This is a genomic window from Candidatus Methylomirabilota bacterium (assembly GCA_035936835.1).
Lineage (GTDB): Bacteria > Methylomirabilota > Methylomirabilia > Rokubacteriales > CSP1-6 > AR37.
The window spans coordinates 41,034-58,001 of sequence record DASYVT010000146.1; the positions used below are offsets into that span (position 1 = coordinate 41,034).

17 protein-coding genes are annotated in these 16,968 nt (G+C 68.2%); 12 read left to right on the top strand and 5 right to left on the bottom strand.

Annotated elements, in window-relative coordinates; translation table 11 throughout:
- Positions 1–2 precede the first annotated feature (2 nt).
- From VGV06_12975 to VGV06_12995, 5 genes are all read right to left on the bottom strand, one after another.
- Positions 3–602: a cytochrome c oxidase subunit 3 gene (locus tag VGV06_12975; GenBank protein HEV2056066.1), complete on the bottom strand. Its 600-nt coding sequence runs from the start codon at positions 600–602 to the stop codon at positions 3–5.
- A complete protein-coding gene (gene ctaD / locus VGV06_12980; GenBank protein ID HEV2056067.1) occupies positions 602–2,473 on the bottom strand; it encodes a cytochrome c oxidase subunit I in 1,872 nt (623 codons plus the stop codon). Before ctaD ends, VGV06_12975 begins: the two co-directional genes overlap by 1 nt.
- A gap of 10 nt (positions 2,474–2,483) precedes the next feature.
- A complete protein-coding gene (gene coxB / locus VGV06_12985) occupies positions 2,484–3,503 on the bottom strand; it encodes a cytochrome c oxidase subunit II (GenBank protein ID HEV2056068.1) in 1,020 nt (339 codons plus the stop codon).
- 8 nt (positions 3,504–3,511) lie between these two features.
- Complete coding sequence (locus VGV06_12990; protein ID HEV2056069.1) at positions 3,512–3,784, bottom strand: hypothetical protein; 273 nt, start codon at positions 3,782–3,784, stop codon at positions 3,512–3,514.
- A 184-nt stretch (positions 3,785–3,968) separates the two neighbouring features.
- Positions 3,969–5,204, bottom strand: coding sequence for a Zn-dependent hydrolase (locus VGV06_12995; GenBank protein HEV2056070.1), 1,236 nt, complete (start codon positions 5,202–5,204; stop codon positions 3,969–3,971).
- A 151-nt stretch (positions 5,205–5,355) separates the two neighbouring features.
- Between VGV06_12995 and VGV06_13000 the strand changes: the two genes are divergently transcribed.
- From VGV06_13000 to VGV06_13055, 12 genes are all read left to right on the top strand, one after another.
- A complete protein-coding gene (locus tag VGV06_13000) occupies positions 5,356–6,552 on the top strand; it encodes an acyl-CoA dehydrogenase (protein ID HEV2056071.1) in 1,197 nt (398 codons plus the stop codon).
- A 3-nt stretch (positions 6,553–6,555) separates the two neighbouring features.
- Positions 6,556–7,737 (top strand): acyl-CoA dehydrogenase family protein, encoded by a 1,182-nt coding sequence (locus tag VGV06_13005; GenBank protein HEV2056072.1) that lies wholly within the window; start codon positions 6,556–6,558, stop codon positions 7,735–7,737.
- Positions 7,738–7,877: 140 nt separating this feature from the next.
- Positions 7,878–9,209, top strand: a complete 1,332-nt coding sequence (locus VGV06_13010; GenBank protein HEV2056073.1) for a response regulator — start codon at positions 7,878–7,880, stop codon at positions 9,207–9,209.
- Positions 9,206–10,009: a hypothetical protein gene (locus tag VGV06_13015; GenBank protein ID HEV2056074.1), complete on the top strand. Its 804-nt coding sequence runs from the start codon at positions 9,206–9,208 to the stop codon at positions 10,007–10,009. Before VGV06_13010 ends, VGV06_13015 begins: the two co-directional genes overlap by 4 nt.
- A 35-nt stretch (positions 10,010–10,044) precedes the next feature.
- Positions 10,045–11,550 (top strand): benzoate-CoA ligase family protein, encoded by a 1,506-nt coding sequence (locus tag VGV06_13020; GenBank protein HEV2056075.1) that lies wholly within the window; start codon positions 10,045–10,047, stop codon positions 11,548–11,550.
- A gap of 30 nt (positions 11,551–11,580) precedes the next feature.
- Complete coding sequence (locus VGV06_13025; protein HEV2056076.1) at positions 11,581–12,015, top strand: thioesterase family protein; 435 nt, start codon at positions 11,581–11,583, stop codon at positions 12,013–12,015.
- Between the two features lie 8 nt (positions 12,016–12,023).
- Complete coding sequence (locus VGV06_13030) at positions 12,024–12,863, top strand: extradiol ring-cleavage dioxygenase (GenBank protein HEV2056077.1); 840 nt, start codon at positions 12,024–12,026, stop codon at positions 12,861–12,863.
- A 40-nt stretch (positions 12,864–12,903) separates the two neighbouring features.
- Positions 12,904–14,121, top strand: coding sequence for an ABC transporter substrate-binding protein (locus VGV06_13035; protein ID HEV2056078.1), 1,218 nt, complete (start codon positions 12,904–12,906; stop codon positions 14,119–14,121).
- Positions 14,122–14,175: 54 nt separating this feature from the next.
- Complete coding sequence (locus tag VGV06_13040; GenBank protein HEV2056079.1) at positions 14,176–15,048, top strand: branched-chain amino acid ABC transporter permease; 873 nt, start codon at positions 14,176–14,178, stop codon at positions 15,046–15,048.
- Positions 15,048–15,968: a branched-chain amino acid ABC transporter permease gene (locus tag VGV06_13045; protein ID HEV2056080.1), complete on the top strand. Its 921-nt coding sequence runs from the start codon at positions 15,048–15,050 to the stop codon at positions 15,966–15,968. Before VGV06_13040 ends, VGV06_13045 begins: the two co-directional genes overlap by 1 nt.
- Positions 15,965–16,717: an ABC transporter ATP-binding protein gene (locus VGV06_13050; protein ID HEV2056081.1), complete on the top strand. Its 753-nt coding sequence runs from the start codon at positions 15,965–15,967 to the stop codon at positions 16,715–16,717. The genes VGV06_13045 and VGV06_13050 overlap by 4 nt, the downstream gene beginning before the upstream one ends.
- A partial coding sequence (locus VGV06_13055; protein HEV2056082.1) for an ATP-binding cassette domain-containing protein occupies positions 16,717–16,968 on the top strand: 252 nt, incomplete at its 3' end. The genes VGV06_13050 and VGV06_13055, both read left to right, overlap by 1 nt.

The following is a 16,968-nucleotide window of genomic DNA, read 5'->3' on the forward strand; positions in this document are numbered from 1 at the left end:
TCCTACGGGATCAAGTAGATGAGGGTGAAGATGGCGATCCAGACGATGTCCACGAAGTGCCAGTACAGCCCGCAGATTTCGACCTTGAGCGAGTCCTGCGGACCGAGCTTCCCGCGCCGCGCCAGCACCCAGAGTGACAGCAGCCAGATGACGCCGCCCGTGACGTGGGCGCCGTGGAAGCCCGTCAGCACGAAGAAGGTCGAGCCGAAGAGGTTCGTCTGGAGCGTCAGGCCCAGGTGGACGAAGTGCGTGAACTCGAAGATCTGGAAGCCGACGAAGCCCGCGCCTAACACCGCCGTCACGAAGAGCCAGATCTTGCCCCACTTCATGTCGTTGCGCTGGACTGCGGCCAGCGCCAGCACCATCGTCAGGGACGACATGAGGAGATCGAAGGCGCTGACCGAGGTCAGCGGGATGTTCAGGATCTCGTGGGGGCCCGGTCCGTTGATGCTCTTGCCCTTGTAGGCCAGGTAGGTGCCGATCAAGGAGCCGAAGAACATGCACTCGGAGCCGAGGAAGGCCCACATCCCCATCTTGCGATGGTCGAGCCCCGTGCAGCCGATGTTCGGGTCGTGCGCGGCGGCGGCGTGCTCGGCGGCCATCAATGATGCCCTCCCGCGGGCGGCCCCACGTCCGTTTGATGATGGTACTCGAGCATGAACCGGACCATGCAGTACAGGGTCAGGAAGCCGCCCACGATGACCTGGTAGATACTGACGAGGACGCCCGACATCATCACGAAGAAGGCGCCCGCCAAGAGGATGGGCCAGTAGGACGGCGGCGGCATGTGGATGGACGCGGGATCCGCTGCCGGTGTGATGACGGGCTTCCTCGGCGGCGTGCCGTGGCCGTCGCCGTACTTCTGCGCCCAGAAGTCGTCGCGATCGTGGACCACCGGCACGGTGGCGAAGTTGTACACGGGCGGCGGCGAGGGGATGGTCCATTCCAGCGTGCGCCCGTCCCACGGATCGGCCGGCGCGGGGGCGCCCGAGCGCGTGGTCGTGATCACGTTCCAGATGAAGACCAGGAAGGAGAGCACGATGACGAGCGCGCCGATCGTGGCGATCAGGTTCCAGAAGTTCCAGCCGAGGTCGGGCGCGTACGTGTAGATCCGCCGCGGCATCCCGACGAGCCCCAGGAAGTGCATCGGGAAGAACGTGACGTTGAAGCCGATCATCATCAGCCAGAAGTGCAGCTTGCCCAGCCGCTCGTCGAGCAGCTTGCCGAAGATCTTCGGCCACCAGTAGTAGACGCCCGAGAAGAGCCCGAAGATCGAGCCCCCGAACAGCACGTAGTGGAAGTGGGCGACGATGAAGTAAGAGTCGGTCTGCTGCAGGTCCACCGGCGGGGAGGCGTGCATGACGCCCGAGAGGCCCCCCAGGGTAAACATGGCGATGAAGCCGAGCGAGAAGTAGAGCGCGCTCGCGAAGTAGATCCTGCCGCCCCAGAGCGTGCCGATCCAGTTCAGGATCTTCACCCCCGTCGGCACGGCGATCAGCATGGTGGAGATGGAGAAGGCCGCGTCGGCGACGGGGCCCATGCCCACCGAGAACATGTGGTGGCTCCACACGCCGAAGCCGAGGAAGCCGATCATGATGCCGGAGTAGATGACCACGGGCGCGCCGAAGAGTGGCTTGCGCGAGAACGTCGGCAGCACCTCGGACACGATACCCATGGCGGGCAGGATCAGGATGTAGACTTCGGGGTGGCCGAAGATCCAGAAGAGGTGCTGCCAGAGCAGCGGGTCGGCGCCGCCGGCCGGGGCGAAGAAGAGCGTGCCGAAGAGGCGGTCGAACATCAGCAGGATCAGCGCCACCGTGATGGCCGGAAAGGCCAGGACGACCAGGAACTGCACCACGAAGCTCATCCAGACGAACAGCGGCATGCGCATGAGCGTCATGCCGGGGGCGCGCATGTTGATGATGGTCACGATGAAGTTGAAGCCGGCCATCAGCGAGGAGATGCCGAGCACCTGCAGGCCCAGCATCCAGAAGTCGATGCCGTGGCTGGGCGAGAACTGGGCCGAGGTCAGGTTCGCGTACCCGAACCAGCCGCCGTCGGGCACCGCGCCCACGAGGAAGCTCAGGTGCAGCAGCAGGGCGCCCGAGAAGAAGACCCAGTAGGACAGCGCGTTCAGCCGCGGGAAGGCCACGTCCCGGGCGCCGATCAGAAGCGGGATCATGTAGTTGAAGAAGGCGGCGCCCAACGGCATGATCGCCAGGAACACCATGGTGGTCCCGTGCATGGTGAACAGCTCGTTGAAACGCTGGGCGCCGACGAGCGTGCCGTCGGGATGCGCCAGCTGCAGGCGCATGATCACGGCCTCGATCCCTCCCACCAGGAAGAAGAAGAAGGCCGAGACGCCGTAGAGCTGCCCGATGCGCTTGTGGTCCACGGTCGTGATCCAGGACCAGAGCACACTCCCGGCGGTCAGCTTCTTCGTCCCGGTCATGTACGCCGCGTGTGTCGCCATGAGGATCCTCTTATTTCAGGCTCAGGAGATAGGCGGCGAGCGCCTTGGGCTGCTCGCCCCGCATGCCCAGGTCCGGCATCAGGACGCCCGGCTTCATGTGGCCCGGGTTCTCAATCCACCTGGCCAGGTTCCCCGGCGTGTTCGCCATCAGGTTGGCGCCCATGCTCTTCCGGCTGCCGAAGTGCGTCAGGTTGGGTCCCAGCACCCCGCCCGAGACGCCCGCGATCGTGTGGCAGCCCACGCAGGCCGACTGGGAGAAGAGCTCCTGGCCCTTCTGCGCGAGAGGATCTGTGGGCTGGACTGGCGGCTCCTGCTGGCCGGCCACCCATTTCTCGAAGTCGGTCTTGCTGTGGACGATGACGCGGAAGCGCATGTTGGCGTGCGACATGCCGCAGTACTCGGCGCACTGGCCGGGGTACTCGCCCGGCTCGTCGGGCGCCAGCGTGATGCGGTTGACCCGGCCGGGCACCACGTCCCGCTTGCCGCCCAGCTGGGGCATCCAGAACGAGTGGATGACGTCGGGGGCGTGGAGGTTGAAAGCAACCGTTTGTCCAGCCGGAAGATGCAGCTCGTTGGCCGTGACGATCTTGAGGTCGGGGTACTTGAACTCCCACCACCACTGCCTCCCACTCACGTCCACCCGCAATGACGTCGCCGGGGGCGCCGCCTGCGTCTCGAAGATGACGGGGATTGTCGGGATGGCGAAGATCAGCAGGACGACCGCGAAGGCGATGGTCCAGGAGACCTCGAGGAGCGTGTGGCCGTGGACCTGCTTCGGGATCGGCTGGCCGGGCTTCTCGCGGAAGTGGACGCAGACCCAGAGGAGCGCGCCCTCGACCACGATGCCGATGCCGAGCGTCCACCATGAGATCAGCATGAAGATCTCGTGGGTCATCCGGCCGAACCCGGACTTCGGCCTGACGGTGGTCATGGGCGAGTCCCACAGCGACCACCCGCAGGAGGAGAGCAGCAGTGCGACGGCCAGCAGCAGGAGCGCCGTGGGGATGCGGGAGAGGAGGCTCTTTCGCATAGGGTCCTTTACCTGGGTGGTACGCCCGGATCCGGGGCGGGGGCCGTGACGGCGGAGGCCGCCGCCGGACGCTGCACGTCGAAGACGGCCACCCAGCTGCGGGCGGCCAGCACGAGCACGATGATGACCGGGATCGAGGTCCATAGGACGTCGGAGCGCCGCCGGCGACGCCCGGGCGTATGCGCCCGGCGGTAGCGCATGACGTAGACGAAGGAACGGGCCTGAGCGGCCAAGAACACGGTCAGCACGACGGCCAGCAGCAGGTGCGTTATGGTCGGCACAGCCCCCTCGGTGCGGTGATCGAAGCGTCCGCCCGGCAGTCTACTTGAGGGAGACGGGAAAGCCAAGTGGGAAATTTCACAATGCGCCGAGCGCCCTGCTCGCGCGCGCGCTGGATTTAGAAGGACCACTCGGTAGAGAGCCTCACGCGCAGCTGGTCGATCTCCTCCGCCATGGCCGCGGCTGCTAGCCGGCCAGCCCGAGCAGAGTGTGCAGGAGCGCGTTGGCGCCCCGCTCAATGGCCCGCCAGTCGGAGGTCTCGTCTGGTCGGTGGCTGCGCCCGCCCTGCGAGGGGATGAAGAGCATGCCTGAGTCCGTCACCAGGGCGAGATTCTGAGCGTCGTGGCCCGCGCCGGAGGGCATTCGCTTGACCTTGAGCTTGAGCCCGGCCGCCGCGGCCTCCACGGCCCGCATGACGCGCGGAGCGCAGCGCGCGGGCTGGCTCCTGGAGATCGGGTTGATCGTCACCTTGAGCTTCCACTTCTTCGCGACCTGCTTGGCCAGGGCCAGGCACTGCCGCTCGAGCCGGGCCAATACCCTCGGGTCGAGCTCGCGCATCTCGTGGAGCAGGACGCAGCGGTCCGGCACGATGTTGGAGACGCCCGGGCCGACCTCGACCCGACCGAAGTTGGTGACGCTCTTGCCGCTGCCCTTCGTGATGATCAGCCGCCGCGCGCGCAGGGCATACTCGGCCGCCGCCATGAAAGCGTCCCGGCGCCAGGCCATGGGTGTGGTGCCGGCGTGGTCGGCCTGGCCCCTGAAGGTCACCCAGCTCCGGCGGTTGCCCACGATGCCCTCGACGACGCCGATGGGGATCTTCGCCGCCTCGAGGTGCGGACCCTGCTCGATGTGCAGCTCGACATAGGCCGAGAGCGTCTTGGGGTTGCAGCGCGCCTTGGGAGCGTCGTAGGCGTTGAAGCCCGCCCGCGCCATGGCGTCCACGAGCCGTTCGCCGTCAGCGGCACGGAGGCGCGGGATCTGCTTGGCGTCGAGTTTGCCGGCGAAGGCGCTCGAGCCGAAGAGCCCCGCGTAGCGCCCCTCCTCGTCGCTCCACGCGGCGACCATGAGCGGCAGCCGGGTGCGCGCGCCCGACTCGTGGATGGCCTGGAGACACTCGAGCCCGGCCAGGACGCCCAGCGCGCCGTCGAGCGGGCCGCCGTTGGGCACCGTGTCGATGTGTGAGCCCGTAACGACCGACCGGCCGCCGTTGCCGAGCCGGCCGAAGGTGTTGCCCGCCTCGTCCACCCAGGTGCTGAGCCCGGCTTCCTTCATCCGCCCCAGCAGCCAGGCGCGGGCCTCCTCGTGCGCCGGGCTCCAGCAGGAGCGGGTGATGCCACGGCCGTCCGGGTTGCGCCCGAAGCGCGAGAGGGCTTCGAGATGGGTCCGGAGGCGCGGCAGGGAGATCGCGAGCGGGGCGGCCATGGCGGGCCGCAGTATACCGCGAGCGCTTCTTGAGGGAAAACCCGCCGCGGATGCGGTCTTGACACCCTTCGCGGGCGGCCCGTATCATGGGAATGAATTGCCGTTCAGTCACGCTATCGGGTCTTGAAGTCCTCACCTCGAGGGAGGGTTTATGGATTTTGCGCTGACCCCGGAGCAGACATCTTTCCGGGATGAAGTCCGATCCTGGCTCGCGAAGAATCTGCCCAAGGACTGGAGTGACCGGATGCGGGTGGGGTCCGACGTGCCCCGGCCGGAGGTCTACGACTTCCTCCGCACGTGGCAGCGCAAGATGTACGACGCGGGCTTCATGGGCCTGACCTGGCCGAAGGACTACGGCGGCCGCGGGCTTACCTTCATGGAGGAGATGATCTTCCAGGAGCAGATCGCGCTCGCCAAGGCGCCCCCCGTGCTCAACATCCTGGCCATCGGCATGGCCGGTCCCACCATCATCGCCTACGGCACCGAGGAGCAGAAGCGGCGCTATCCGGCGAAGATGCTGTCCTGCGAGGAGATCTGGTGCCAGGGCTACTCGGAGCCCAACTCGGGCTCGGACCTGGCCTCGCTCCAGACGCGCGCAGAGAAGGTGGGCGACCACTACGTCGTCAACGGCCAAAAGGTGTGGACGTCCATCGCGCACCAGGCCGATTGGATGATGCTGCTGGCGCGCACCGACGGGAAGGCCGAGAAGCACAAGGGGATCACCTACTTCCTCCTGGACATGCACAGCCCGGGCGTGACCGTGAAGCCGCTCAAGCAGATTACCGGCGACGACGAGTTCAACGAGGTCTACTTCGACAACGTCAAGGTGCCCGAGGCCAATATCCTGGGCGGCCTCAACAACGGCTGGGCCGTGGGCATGACCACGCTGATGTACGAGCGGCTGGCCCTGGGCTTCGGCCTCCAGGTGCGGCTCCGGATCGCCCTCGACGGACTCGTGGACCTGGCCAAGCGCACGAAGAAGAACGGCGCGCCGGCCACACAGGACCCCAACGTGCGCCAGAAGCTGGCGCAGATGTGGATCGACACCGAAGTGTTCAAGTACACCGGGGCCCGCGCCGTCACCAAGCTGCTCAAGGGCGAGCTGCCCGGACCCGAGGCCTCGGCCGGCAAGATGATGTGGGTCGAGGGCCACCAGCGTCTCCAGGAGCTGGCCATGGAGCTCCAGGGCCCGTATTCCCAGCTCGGCCGGGGCAGCCGGTGGGCCGTGGACGGGGGCGTCTGGCAGTACAGCTACCTCCGCTCGCGCGCCAACTCCATCGAGGGCGGGACGACCGAGATCCAGAAGAACATCATCGGCGAGCGTGTGCTCGGCCTTCCGAAAGGCTAGATCATGAACTTTGGGTTCAACGAAGAGCAGGAGCTGCTGCGGAGCACCGCGCGGAAGTTTTTCGACAACGAGTGCGCCTCGGAAACCGTCCGCAAGCTCATGGACGGCCCCGAAGGCATGACGCCCGACCTCTGGAAGAAGATCGCCGAGCAGGGGTGGACCGGGCTCATCTTCCCCGACGAGCACGGCGGCATGGGCCTGGGCTTCGTGGACCTCGTGGTGCTGATGGAGGAGATGGGCCGCTCGGTCGTGCCCGGACCGTTCTTCTCTACCGTGCTGCTGGGAGGCCTCGCCATCCGCGAAGCGGGCACCGACGCTCAGAAGAAGGCGTGGCTGCCGAAGATCTCCTCGGGCGATGCGCGCGCGACGCTCGCCTGGATGGAGCCCTCCGCCGAGCTAGGCGCCGGCGGCATCACGCTCCAGGCGGCGGCCAAGGGCGCAGGCTTCACGTTGGACGGCACCAAGCTCTTCGTCCACGACGCCCACACCGCCGACGTGATCGTCGTCGCGGCCCGTACGTCCTCCGGGCAAAATCCCCCAGCGGGCGGGCAAAATCCCCCAGCGGGCGGGCAAAATCCCGAAGACGGCGTGTCCCTCTTCCTCGTTCCCAAGGGCACGCCCGGCTTGAGCGTCACGCTCCTGCCGACCATGGACCAGACGCGCAAGCTCTGCGAGGTCGGGCTCAAGGACGTCGCGCTCGGGGCCGATGCGCTCATGGGGCAGGCCGGCTCGGGCTGGGCGCCGCTTGCCCGCGTCATCGACCGGGCCACGGTCGCCCTCTGCGCCGAGATGTGCGGCGGCGCGCAGAAGGTGCTGGAGATGACGGTCGAGTACGCGAAGATCCGGCAGGCCTTCGGCCGGCCCATCGGCTCCTACCAGGGCGTCAAGCACAAGGCCGCGGACATGCTGGTGGACGTCGAGAACAGCAAGTCGATCACGTACTACGCCGCGTGGGCCATGGACGAGGGCGTGCCTGAGGGCCAACTCGCAGTCAGCATGGCGAAGGCGTATGTCTCGGACGCCTACCGCCGGGTCTCCGGCGCCGGCATCCAGCTCCACGGCGGCATCGGGTTCACCTGGGAGCACGACCTGCACCTCTACTTCAAACGGGCCAAGGGGTCGGAATTCACCTTCGGCGACGCCACGTGGCATCGCGAACGGGTGGCCCAGTTGGTCAACCTCTAGGATGCAGGCCGCCGATAAGGGCCCATCTGCTTCGTTGGCGCCCTCGGCTGCATGCTCAACGTACAGGAGTACGCCTCGCATGCAGCCATCGGGCGCCGCCTCGCATCTGGGCCCTTCTCGACGGCCTGCCGGGTAATTGAGTGGGACGGATCCGAGAGCGGTTCGGCAAGTGGATCCGTCGGGGCGCCGACCCGGCGCCTCCCAAGAATCCCCTGCTATTCGCCGGCCATGAAGAGATCCAGGACATCGCGCGCCAGATGGCGCGCACCAAGGTCGAGCTCGATCGATCCATCCTGACGCTCAGGAGCTGGGCCCGCGACCTCTCCCGCCGCGTGGCCGAGAGCGGGGGGCGGCTCGACCAGGGCCACGACCTTCGCTCGCTGGGCGAAACCGTGGGCGGTCTCGCGCACAACTTCAACAACTCGCTCGCGGCCATCCTGGCCTACACCGAGCTGCTCCTCCGCGACGCGCCCAAGGAGTCGACCGGCCACCGCCGGCTCGTGGTCGTCCGCGAAGTTGCGCTCGAGGCGTCGGCGACGGTGCGGCGGCTCCAGGATTTCGTCTCGCGCCAGCCGGAGGTCGCCTTCGGTCCCGTCGGTCTCCCGGCCGTCATCCAGGAAGCCCTCGACCTGACGGCGCCACGCTGGCGCGACGACGCCGAGCGCCGCGGCGTCGTCATCACCGTCACGCAGGACATGGAAGCGCTGCCGCCCGTCGAGGGCATCGCCTTCGAGCTGCGCGATGCTCTCGTGCGCCTTATCCTCAACGCCGTCCAGGCCATGCCCGAGGGCGGCACGCTCGGCATCCGCGCCGCCAGCGAAGAGTCGGGCTGGATCGTCATCGAGGTGCACGACACGGGTATCGGCATGACCGAAGAACACTCGCGCCTCGTGGCCAACCGCGCCCTTGAAAAGGCCCCGACGGACCGCGGGGGCCGAGGGCTGGCCGAGGTCGCCGAGATCATCGAGCGCCACGGCGGCAGCATGAGCATCGAGAGCGAGCCGGGTCGAGGCACGGTCGGCCGGCTGCGCCTGCACGCGAGCCGCTTCCAGATCATCCCGCCCACCGAGGGCGTCGTGGCGCCCGTGCACCCGGAGCAGGCCTCCCGGATCCTGCTCGTGGACGACGACCCGCGTCTGCTCACCGTCCTCTCCGACATGCTCCAGTCCTACGGGCACGCCGTCACCACGGCCGCCAAGGGCGAGGAGGCGGTGCAGATGTTCGACCCGACCCTGTACGACGTGGTCATCACGGACCTCGGCATGCCGCGCATGAACGGCTGGGAGGTCGCCGAGCGCATCAAGGCCCAGTCCCCCGAGACGCCGGTGTTCCTCCTGACGGGCTGGGGGGAGAGCGTTGCCGCTCACGAAGGCAGCCAGTTCGTGGACCGCGTGGTCGCCAAGCCGGTCTCCGCCGAAGCCCTGATGGAGCAGCTGGCCGAGCTGCACCGCACGCGCGCTCCGGCCCCGTGACCCCCGTCCGGCCCAAGCCCGCGTCGTCCGTCCTCCTCGTCCGCCAGGGGTCGCAGTCGCCGGCCGAGGTCTACATGATCCGCCGGCAGAAGAGCATGCGCTTCCTCGGCGGCTTCTACGCGTTCCCTGGTGGCAAGGTGGATCCCGAAGATGGCGAGCCCCAAATCTTGGCCCGCTGCCGCGGCATCACGGCGGCCCAGGCCGAGCGGCTCGTGCCGTCGGAGGACGGCCTGCCGGCGCTGGCCTTCTGGGTGGCGGCGGCGCGCGAGCTGCTCGAGGAGACGGGTGTGCTGCCGGCCTTCGACGGGACGGGGCGCGCGGTCGCCTGGGCCGAGCCGGCCGCCGCAGGGCGGCTCGAGGCGTTCCGCGCCGCCCACATGGCAAAGCGCGCGCCGCTTGCCGCGCTGCTCGCCGCGGAGGGCTGGTACCTCGATCTCGGACCCTTCCGCTACCTCTCGCACTTCATCACGCCGCCCTCGAGCCCCATCCGCTTCACGGCGCGCTTTTTTCTCGCCCCCGTTCCCGTGGGCCAGAGCCCGCGCCTCTTTCGCGAGGAGGCCTCGGAGAGCTTCTGGATCGACCCGGCCGAGGGCTTCCGTCGCCACCGGAGCGGGGAGTGGGCCATGGCAGAGCCGGCCGACTGCGGCTTGGGCTACCTCGCCCAGTTCGACGGTCTCGAGTCCGTATGGGCCGCCCACGCCGACGGCAGGCACAAGTTCCACGGCATCCTCGACCGCGTCCAGGCAGCCGGCGTGGAGATCCGGAGAGGCGCCGACGGCCGGACGCCCGCCGCGCCTTGACAGGCGCATGCCCCAAAGGCTTACTCTGACGGCCCATGGCTGATCTCGCCGTCGATAACGCCGCGTCCGCCTTGATCGACCACCCGCTCGCCGAGGGACTGGGCTCGCGCGCGGCCATCGTGACGCCCGGGAAGTCGTGGACGTACGGCGAGCTCCAGGCCCTGACGGACCGCGCAGCGCATGGGCTCCGCCGGCTGGGCGTCGAGCCCGAGCAGCGGGTGGCGCTCCTCATGCCCGACGGCGTCGAGTTTGCCGCCGCGTTTTTCGCCACGCTCAAGCTGGGCGCCGTCGCCGTCCCGCTCAATACGCGCGCGGCCGCCGGGGACTTGGGCGTCATCCTGGACGACTGCCGGGCCAAGGTCCTGGTCGCGGACCGTGATCTCAGCAAAGCGCTCGGCCCCGCCGTGCAGGGGCGCGCCGTCGATTTCGAGAGCCTTGCCGGCGGGGCGCCCGCCGGACCGGTCGCGCCCGAGCCCGTGGGGCAGGACGCCATGGCCGTCTGGCTCTACACCTCCGGCACGACGGGCACCCCCAAGGCGGCCGTTCACTGCCACCGCACGCTGCTGGCCGGCCACCACTACGGCGCGGACGTGCTGGCTATCGGTCCCGGCGACCGGGTTTTCGCGACCTCCAAGCTCTTCTTCGCCTACGCCCTCGGCAATGCGCTCGCCCTGCCGCTCTACGCGCGCGCGAGCGGCTTCCTTCACCCGGCCTGGGCGGAGGCTCCGGTCGTGCTCGAGGTGCTGCGGAGCTACCGGCCGACGCTCTACTTCTCGGTCCCGACGGTCTACGCGCGGCTCCTGCGGGCCGACCTGCCCGCGGACGCGTTTCGCTCGGTGCGCCTCTGCATCTCTGCGGGGGAGCGGCTTCCCGCCGAGGTCTACCACGCATGGAAGGAACGCTTCGGCGTCGAGATCCTCGACGGCATCGGCGCCACGGAGACGGTCTTCATGTTCGTCTCGAACCGCGCGGGGCGGAGCCGCGCGGGCTCGACCGGCACGCCGGTGGACGGAACGGAGGTCAAGCTCCTCGACGCGGCGGGACAGCCGGTCGCCGACGGCGAGCAGGGCGTTCTCTGGGCCAAGACGCCTTCGACCGCGGCTGGGTACTGGAAGCGGCTCGATCACTCGCGCCGCACCTTCGTCGGGGAGTGGTTCAGGACGGGCGACGTCTACGTCCGGGACGCGGACGGCTTCTACAGCCACTGCGGGCGCGAGGACGATTTCTTCAAGGTGGCAGGGCAGTGGGTCGTGCCCGGCGAAGTCGAGGCGGTACTGATGAAGCACCCCGGCGTCCTCGAGGCGGGCGTGGTCGGCGCCGAGGAGGCTTCGGGGCTGATCAAGCCCTTCGTCTTCATCGTGCCGCGGGACGCCACCGTCGAGGCGGCCGCGCTCCAGGTCGAGCTCATGCGGCACGCCGAACAGCTCCTGCCGAGCCACCAGCGGCCGCGCGAGATCCGCATCGTCGCCGAGCTGCCCCGCACCGCCACGGGCAAGCTCCAGCGCTTCAAGCTCAAGGAGTACGTTCATCCCGATGCGTAGCCATGCGCCCCATGCTTAACCACGTGCCCCATGCTTAACCACGTGATAGACATCAAGGTGCGCTGGTCCGAGGCGGACCCGGCCGGGATCGTGTTCTACCCGCGCTTCTTCGAATGGTTCGACCTGGCCACGGAGTCGCTCTTCGAATCGCACGGGCTGCCATGGGCGGAGATCTTTCCCAAGTACCGCGTGGTGGGCGTGCCTATCGTCGAGTCTGGCGCGCGCTTCGGCTCGCCCGTGCGCTACGGCGAGCTGGTGCGGATCCGCTCCACCGTGAGCGAGGTCCGTGACAAGACGTTCCGCGTGGAGCACGAGGTCTCGGTCGGCGAGCGCCACTGCGCCACCGGCTTCGAGGTGCGCGCGTGGGTCGCCAGGCCCGAGGAGCCCGGCGGGCGACTCGCGGCCACGCCGTTTCCGGAGGAGATCGTGGCGAGGCTCAAGGGACAGGGAGGCCTCTACGCATGATTGGAACCATGGCTGGTGTCTATCTGTCAGCTCACACGCCGCGCTACTGCACGCTCGAGGCCGCCGTCGAGGGGAAGCTCGCCTCGGAGGTGTTCAGGCCGGTCCGCGACGGACTTGTCGCGCAAGGCAAGGAGGTCGCGAGAGCCCGCCTCGACGTCATGGTCGTCAACTCCTGCCACCTGATCACTACGTTTCCGACCGTGGTGGACGGGACGCCGCGCCATCGAGGCGTGCTGACGGCGCAGGAGGCGCCCGAGATCATCCACGGCGTCGCCTACGACTACCCCGGCGACTACGAGCTGGCGGCGGCCATCGTCGCCCGCGGCAAGGCGGCTGGGCTCCAGTGCGTGCTGGCCAACGACGTCCACTATCCGCTCGACTACGGCACGGTCATGCCCATGGTCTGCTACCTCGATCGCGCGCAGGCGCTGCCGATGGTGCCGGTCTCGGTGTGCCTGGCGGCCGATCTCAAGGAATCCTTCGAGTGGGGACGCCACATCGCTCGAGCCGCGCGGGAGAGCGGGAAGCGCGTCGGCTTCGTCGCGAGCGGCAGCGTCTCTCACAAGCTCGTCCGCGGACCCGAAAAGGGGCCCACGCCCGGCGACGAGGAGCTCGACCACCGCCTGGCCAAGATGCTGGCCGCCGGCGAGTACCGCCAGGCCTGGGAGTGGCTACCCGAGTTCGCCGAAGCCGCCGAGCCCGAGATGGGAGGCCGGCACCTGGCCATGATGTTGGGGGCTATCCTCGAGGCCGCGCAGGGCTTCGAGGCGACGGTCCACGCCTACGGCCCGTCTTCTGGGAGTGGCAACTATGTCATCTCGCTGCTTGCTCGTGACGGACGGCCCTAGTAGTCTTGTGCCAAATTGCTCCAATGAAGGAGGAGGCATCATGAAAGCAGTCACGCGTCGGAAATTCCTCGCCACAGCAACGGTGGCGGCAGCCGGAGCCGCGGCCGGGCCATGGGTGCGGCGGGCCCAGGCCCAGGCGGGGACCACCATCACGGTCGGAGTGGTCCTGCCGTACACGGGTGTCTACGCCGAGCTCGGCGTGAGCATCACCCAGGGCATGAAGCTGGTCTTCGCACGCGAGAACGACAGGGTCGCGGGGCGCAAGATCCTGATGATCCAGGAAGACGACGAGATGAAGCCGCCGGTGGGGATCCGCAAGATGGAGAAGCTCATCGAGTCGGACAAGGTCGACATCCTGACCGGGCCAGTGCACAGCGGAATCCTCATGGGCATGCGTGACAAAGTCCACAGCACCAAGACCATCCTCATCGTCTCCAATGCGGGCGCGGACGCGATCAGCCGGGAGCGCTGCTCCAGGTGGATCTTCCGCGCGTCCTTCTCGAACTGGCAGCCGAATTTCCCGATGGGGACGTGGGTGGCGAAGAACGTGGCCAAGGAGGCCTACATCGCCGCGCCGAACTACCAGGCCGGCAAGGATCAGCTCGGCGCGTTCAAGGAATCCTTCGTCGCCGCCGGAGGCAAGATCATCGGGGAGGACTACCCCAAGCTCGGCGAGACCGACTACGCGCCGTACCTGACCAAGATCAAGCAGTCGGGCACCAAGGCCGTGTATGCCTTCTTCTCGGGCACGGACGCCGTCAACTTCGTGAAGCAGTACGATCAGTTCGGTCTCAAGAAGACGGCCAAGCTGACCGGCGCGGGCTTTCTCACCGAGCCGGATGTCCTGCCGGCCCAGGGGCAGTCGGCGCTCGGGATCATCACGGGCCACTTCTTCTCGCCGCTCCTCGACAACCCGGTCAACAAGAAGTTCGTCAAGGACTTCAGGGCGCAGTACGGCGGCAAGGTGCCGGACGGCTTCGCCTGCCAGGGGTACGACACCGCCGAGGTGATCATCCGCTCGCTCAAGGCGGTCGACGGCAACACGCAGGACAAGGACAAGTGGGTGGACGCCATCGCGAAGGTCGAGTTCGACAGCCCGCGCGGCCGCTTCCGCTTCGATCCCAAGACGCACAACGTGATCCAGCCCTTCATCTACATCCGCGAGGTGAAGGAGACGGCGCTCGGCTTGAACAACGTGCCGTTCGACAAGGTCGCCAACGTGATCGACCCCGGCACCGGCTGCACCCTGCCGGCCTGATGGAGCCCTGGGAGGAGGGGCCCGCGCGCCCCTCCTCCCGCATCACCCCCGCTCGTGGCCTTCGTCCCTGACTTCTTCGGCCAGGCGCTGAACGGCCTGGCATACGGTGTCCTGCTCTTCCTCCTATCGGTCGGCCTCACCCTCATCTTCGGCATGCTCGACATCGTCAACCTCGCCCACGGCTCCTACTACATGCTGGGCGCCTACGCCGGGCTGACACTCATCGCGGTGACGGGCAACTTCTGGCTCGCCCTCCTCGTCGCGCCGCTCGCCGTCGCGCTGATCGGCGCCGCCATCGAGCGGACCTGCCTCCGCCCACTCTACCGCCGTGGCCCGCTGGACCAGGTGCTCCTGACCTTCGGGCTCATCTATGTCTTCGAGGACCTGGTCAAGTGGATCTGGAGCGGGCGCATTCGCTCGATCCCCACGCCGGCGCTCTTCTCAGGCTCGGTCACGATCTTCGGCGCCACCATCCCGTCCTACAGACTCTTCGTCATCGTCTTCGGCCTGGCGATCGCCGTGGCGCTGTGGGCGCTCATCGAGAAGACGCGGCTCGGCGCCATCATCCGCGCGGGCGTGTTCGACTCCGAGATGACGGCGGGCATGGGCATCAACATCGACCGCGTGTTCACGGGCGTCTTCGCCTTCGGCGCCGCGCTGGCGGGACTCTCGGGTGTCATCGCGGGACCGATCCAATCGGCCTATCCCCCGATGGGCGCCTCGATCCTGGTGCCGGCGCTCATCGTCGTCGTGGTCGGCGGCCTCGGCAGCCTCAAGGGGTCGCTGGCGGGCAGCCTCATCATCGGCCAGGCCGAGACCTTCGGGAAGGTGTGGCTGCCGGGCGCGTCGATGCTGATGATCTACGTCGTGATGGCGCTCATCCTCCTCTTCCGCCCGCAGGGACTGTTTGGGCGGGCGCTCAAGTGATGGCTCGTGGTGTTGGCTTCGCTACGCTCGTGGCGATCGTCGCCGCTTTCCCGCTCTTTGCCGGCAACTACCCGGTCAAGCTCCTCCAGGAGATCCTGATCTGGGGCATCTTCGCCATGAGCCTCGACCTCCTCATGGGATACGCGGGCATGGTGTCCTTCGGGCATTCCGCGTTCTTCGGCATCGGCGGCTACGTCGGGGCGCTGGCCCTGGTCACGTCGCCCGGCTTGGTCTCGGCTCTCCTGCTCCCGGCGCTCGCCGCCGCCGTGGGCGCGCTCGTGATCGGCTTCTTCTCGATCCGCGTGAGCGGCGTCTACTTCATCATGCTGACGCTCGCGTTCTCGCAGATGTTCTACGCGGTCGCATTTCAGGCCGCGTGGCTGGGCGCCGAAGACGGCCTCGTGGGCGTCCCGCGGCCGGCCGTGCTCGGCTGGAGCCTGGCGAGCCCCGCGGCATTCCACGTCTACCTCCTGGTGCTCGTGGGATTCTCGACGCTCTTCCTGTGGCGCATCGTCCGCTCGCCGTTCGGCCACGTGCTCCGCGGCATCCACGACAACGAAGGGCGCATGGAGGCGGTGGGCTATCCGGTCAACCGCTACAAGCTCCTGGCCTTCGTCATCGGCGGCACGGTGGCGGGCCTCGCCGGCTCGCTCTACGCCCAGCTCGTCGGCTCGATCTCGCCCGACGCGTTTCTGTGGACGACGTCGGGCGAGGCCCTCCTCATGGTCATCATCGGCGGTACTGGGACGCTCGGCGGCTCGATGCTTGGCGCCGCCGCCTTCATTCTTCTCCAGAGCATGGTCAGCTCATACACCGAGCGCTGGATGCTCATCCTCGGGCTGACCTTCGTCCTCCTCGTGCTCTTCGCGCCCGGGGGCATTCTGGGCGCGCTCCGCGGCCGCGTGGGGATCCGCTCGTGAGCGCTCCCGCCCCGCTGCTCGCCATCGGCGGCTTGACCCGCAACTTCGGCGCGCTGTCCGCGCTCGCCGGCGTGTCGCTCACCGTCGCGACGCGCGAGCGGCGCGCCATCATCGGGCCCAACGGGGCGGGGAAGACCACGCTCTTCAACGTGATCACGGGCCAGCTAGAGCCCTCCGCCGGCAGCATCCTCTTCGATGGCGAGCAGGTCGAGGGGCTCCCGCCGCACGTGCTCGCGCGCCGCGGGATGGGGCGCTCGTTTCAGAGGACTAACCTGTTCTCTAAGCTGAGCGTCCTGGAGAACCTTCGCCTGGCCGCCGCGGCCGACGGGCGCGGCAGCTATAACCTCATCGGCGGCGTCGAGCGGCTGCGGGCGCCGCTCGAGCGGGCGCGCGCAGCGGCCGAAGCGGTCGGACTCTCAGCGCGGCTCGACGAGATAGCGGGAAGGCTCTCCTACGGCGAGCAGCGCCAGCTCGAGGTCGGCGTGGTGCTGGCGACGGGACCCAAGCTCATGCTGCTCGACGAGCCGACGGCCGGCATGTCGCCCGAGGAGACCGGCCGCATGACGCGGATGCTCGAGGGGCTCCCGCGCGACGTGACCATGCTGATCATCGAGCACGACATGGACGTGGTCGCCTCCATCGCCGACCGCGTCACCGTCCTGCACTACGGCGAGGTCCTGACGGAAGGGACCTTCGACGAGGTCAAGAGAGATCCGAGAGTGTACGAAGTCTACCTGGGAAGCGCGTGATGCTCGAGCTCGACGCCATCCAGACCTACTACGGCGAGAGCCACATCCTGCACGGCGTGTCGATCCGGGTGGGCGAGGGCGAGGCCGTGGCGCTCCTCGGACGAAACGGCGCCGGCAAGACGACCCTCATCCGGAGCGTCGCCGGCTTCACGCCTCCCCGCGAGGGGCGCGTGGTCTTCGGCGGCCAGCCGGTGCACGCGTGGCCCGCGTACCGCATCGCGCGGCAGGGGCTGGCGCTGGTGCCCCAGGGG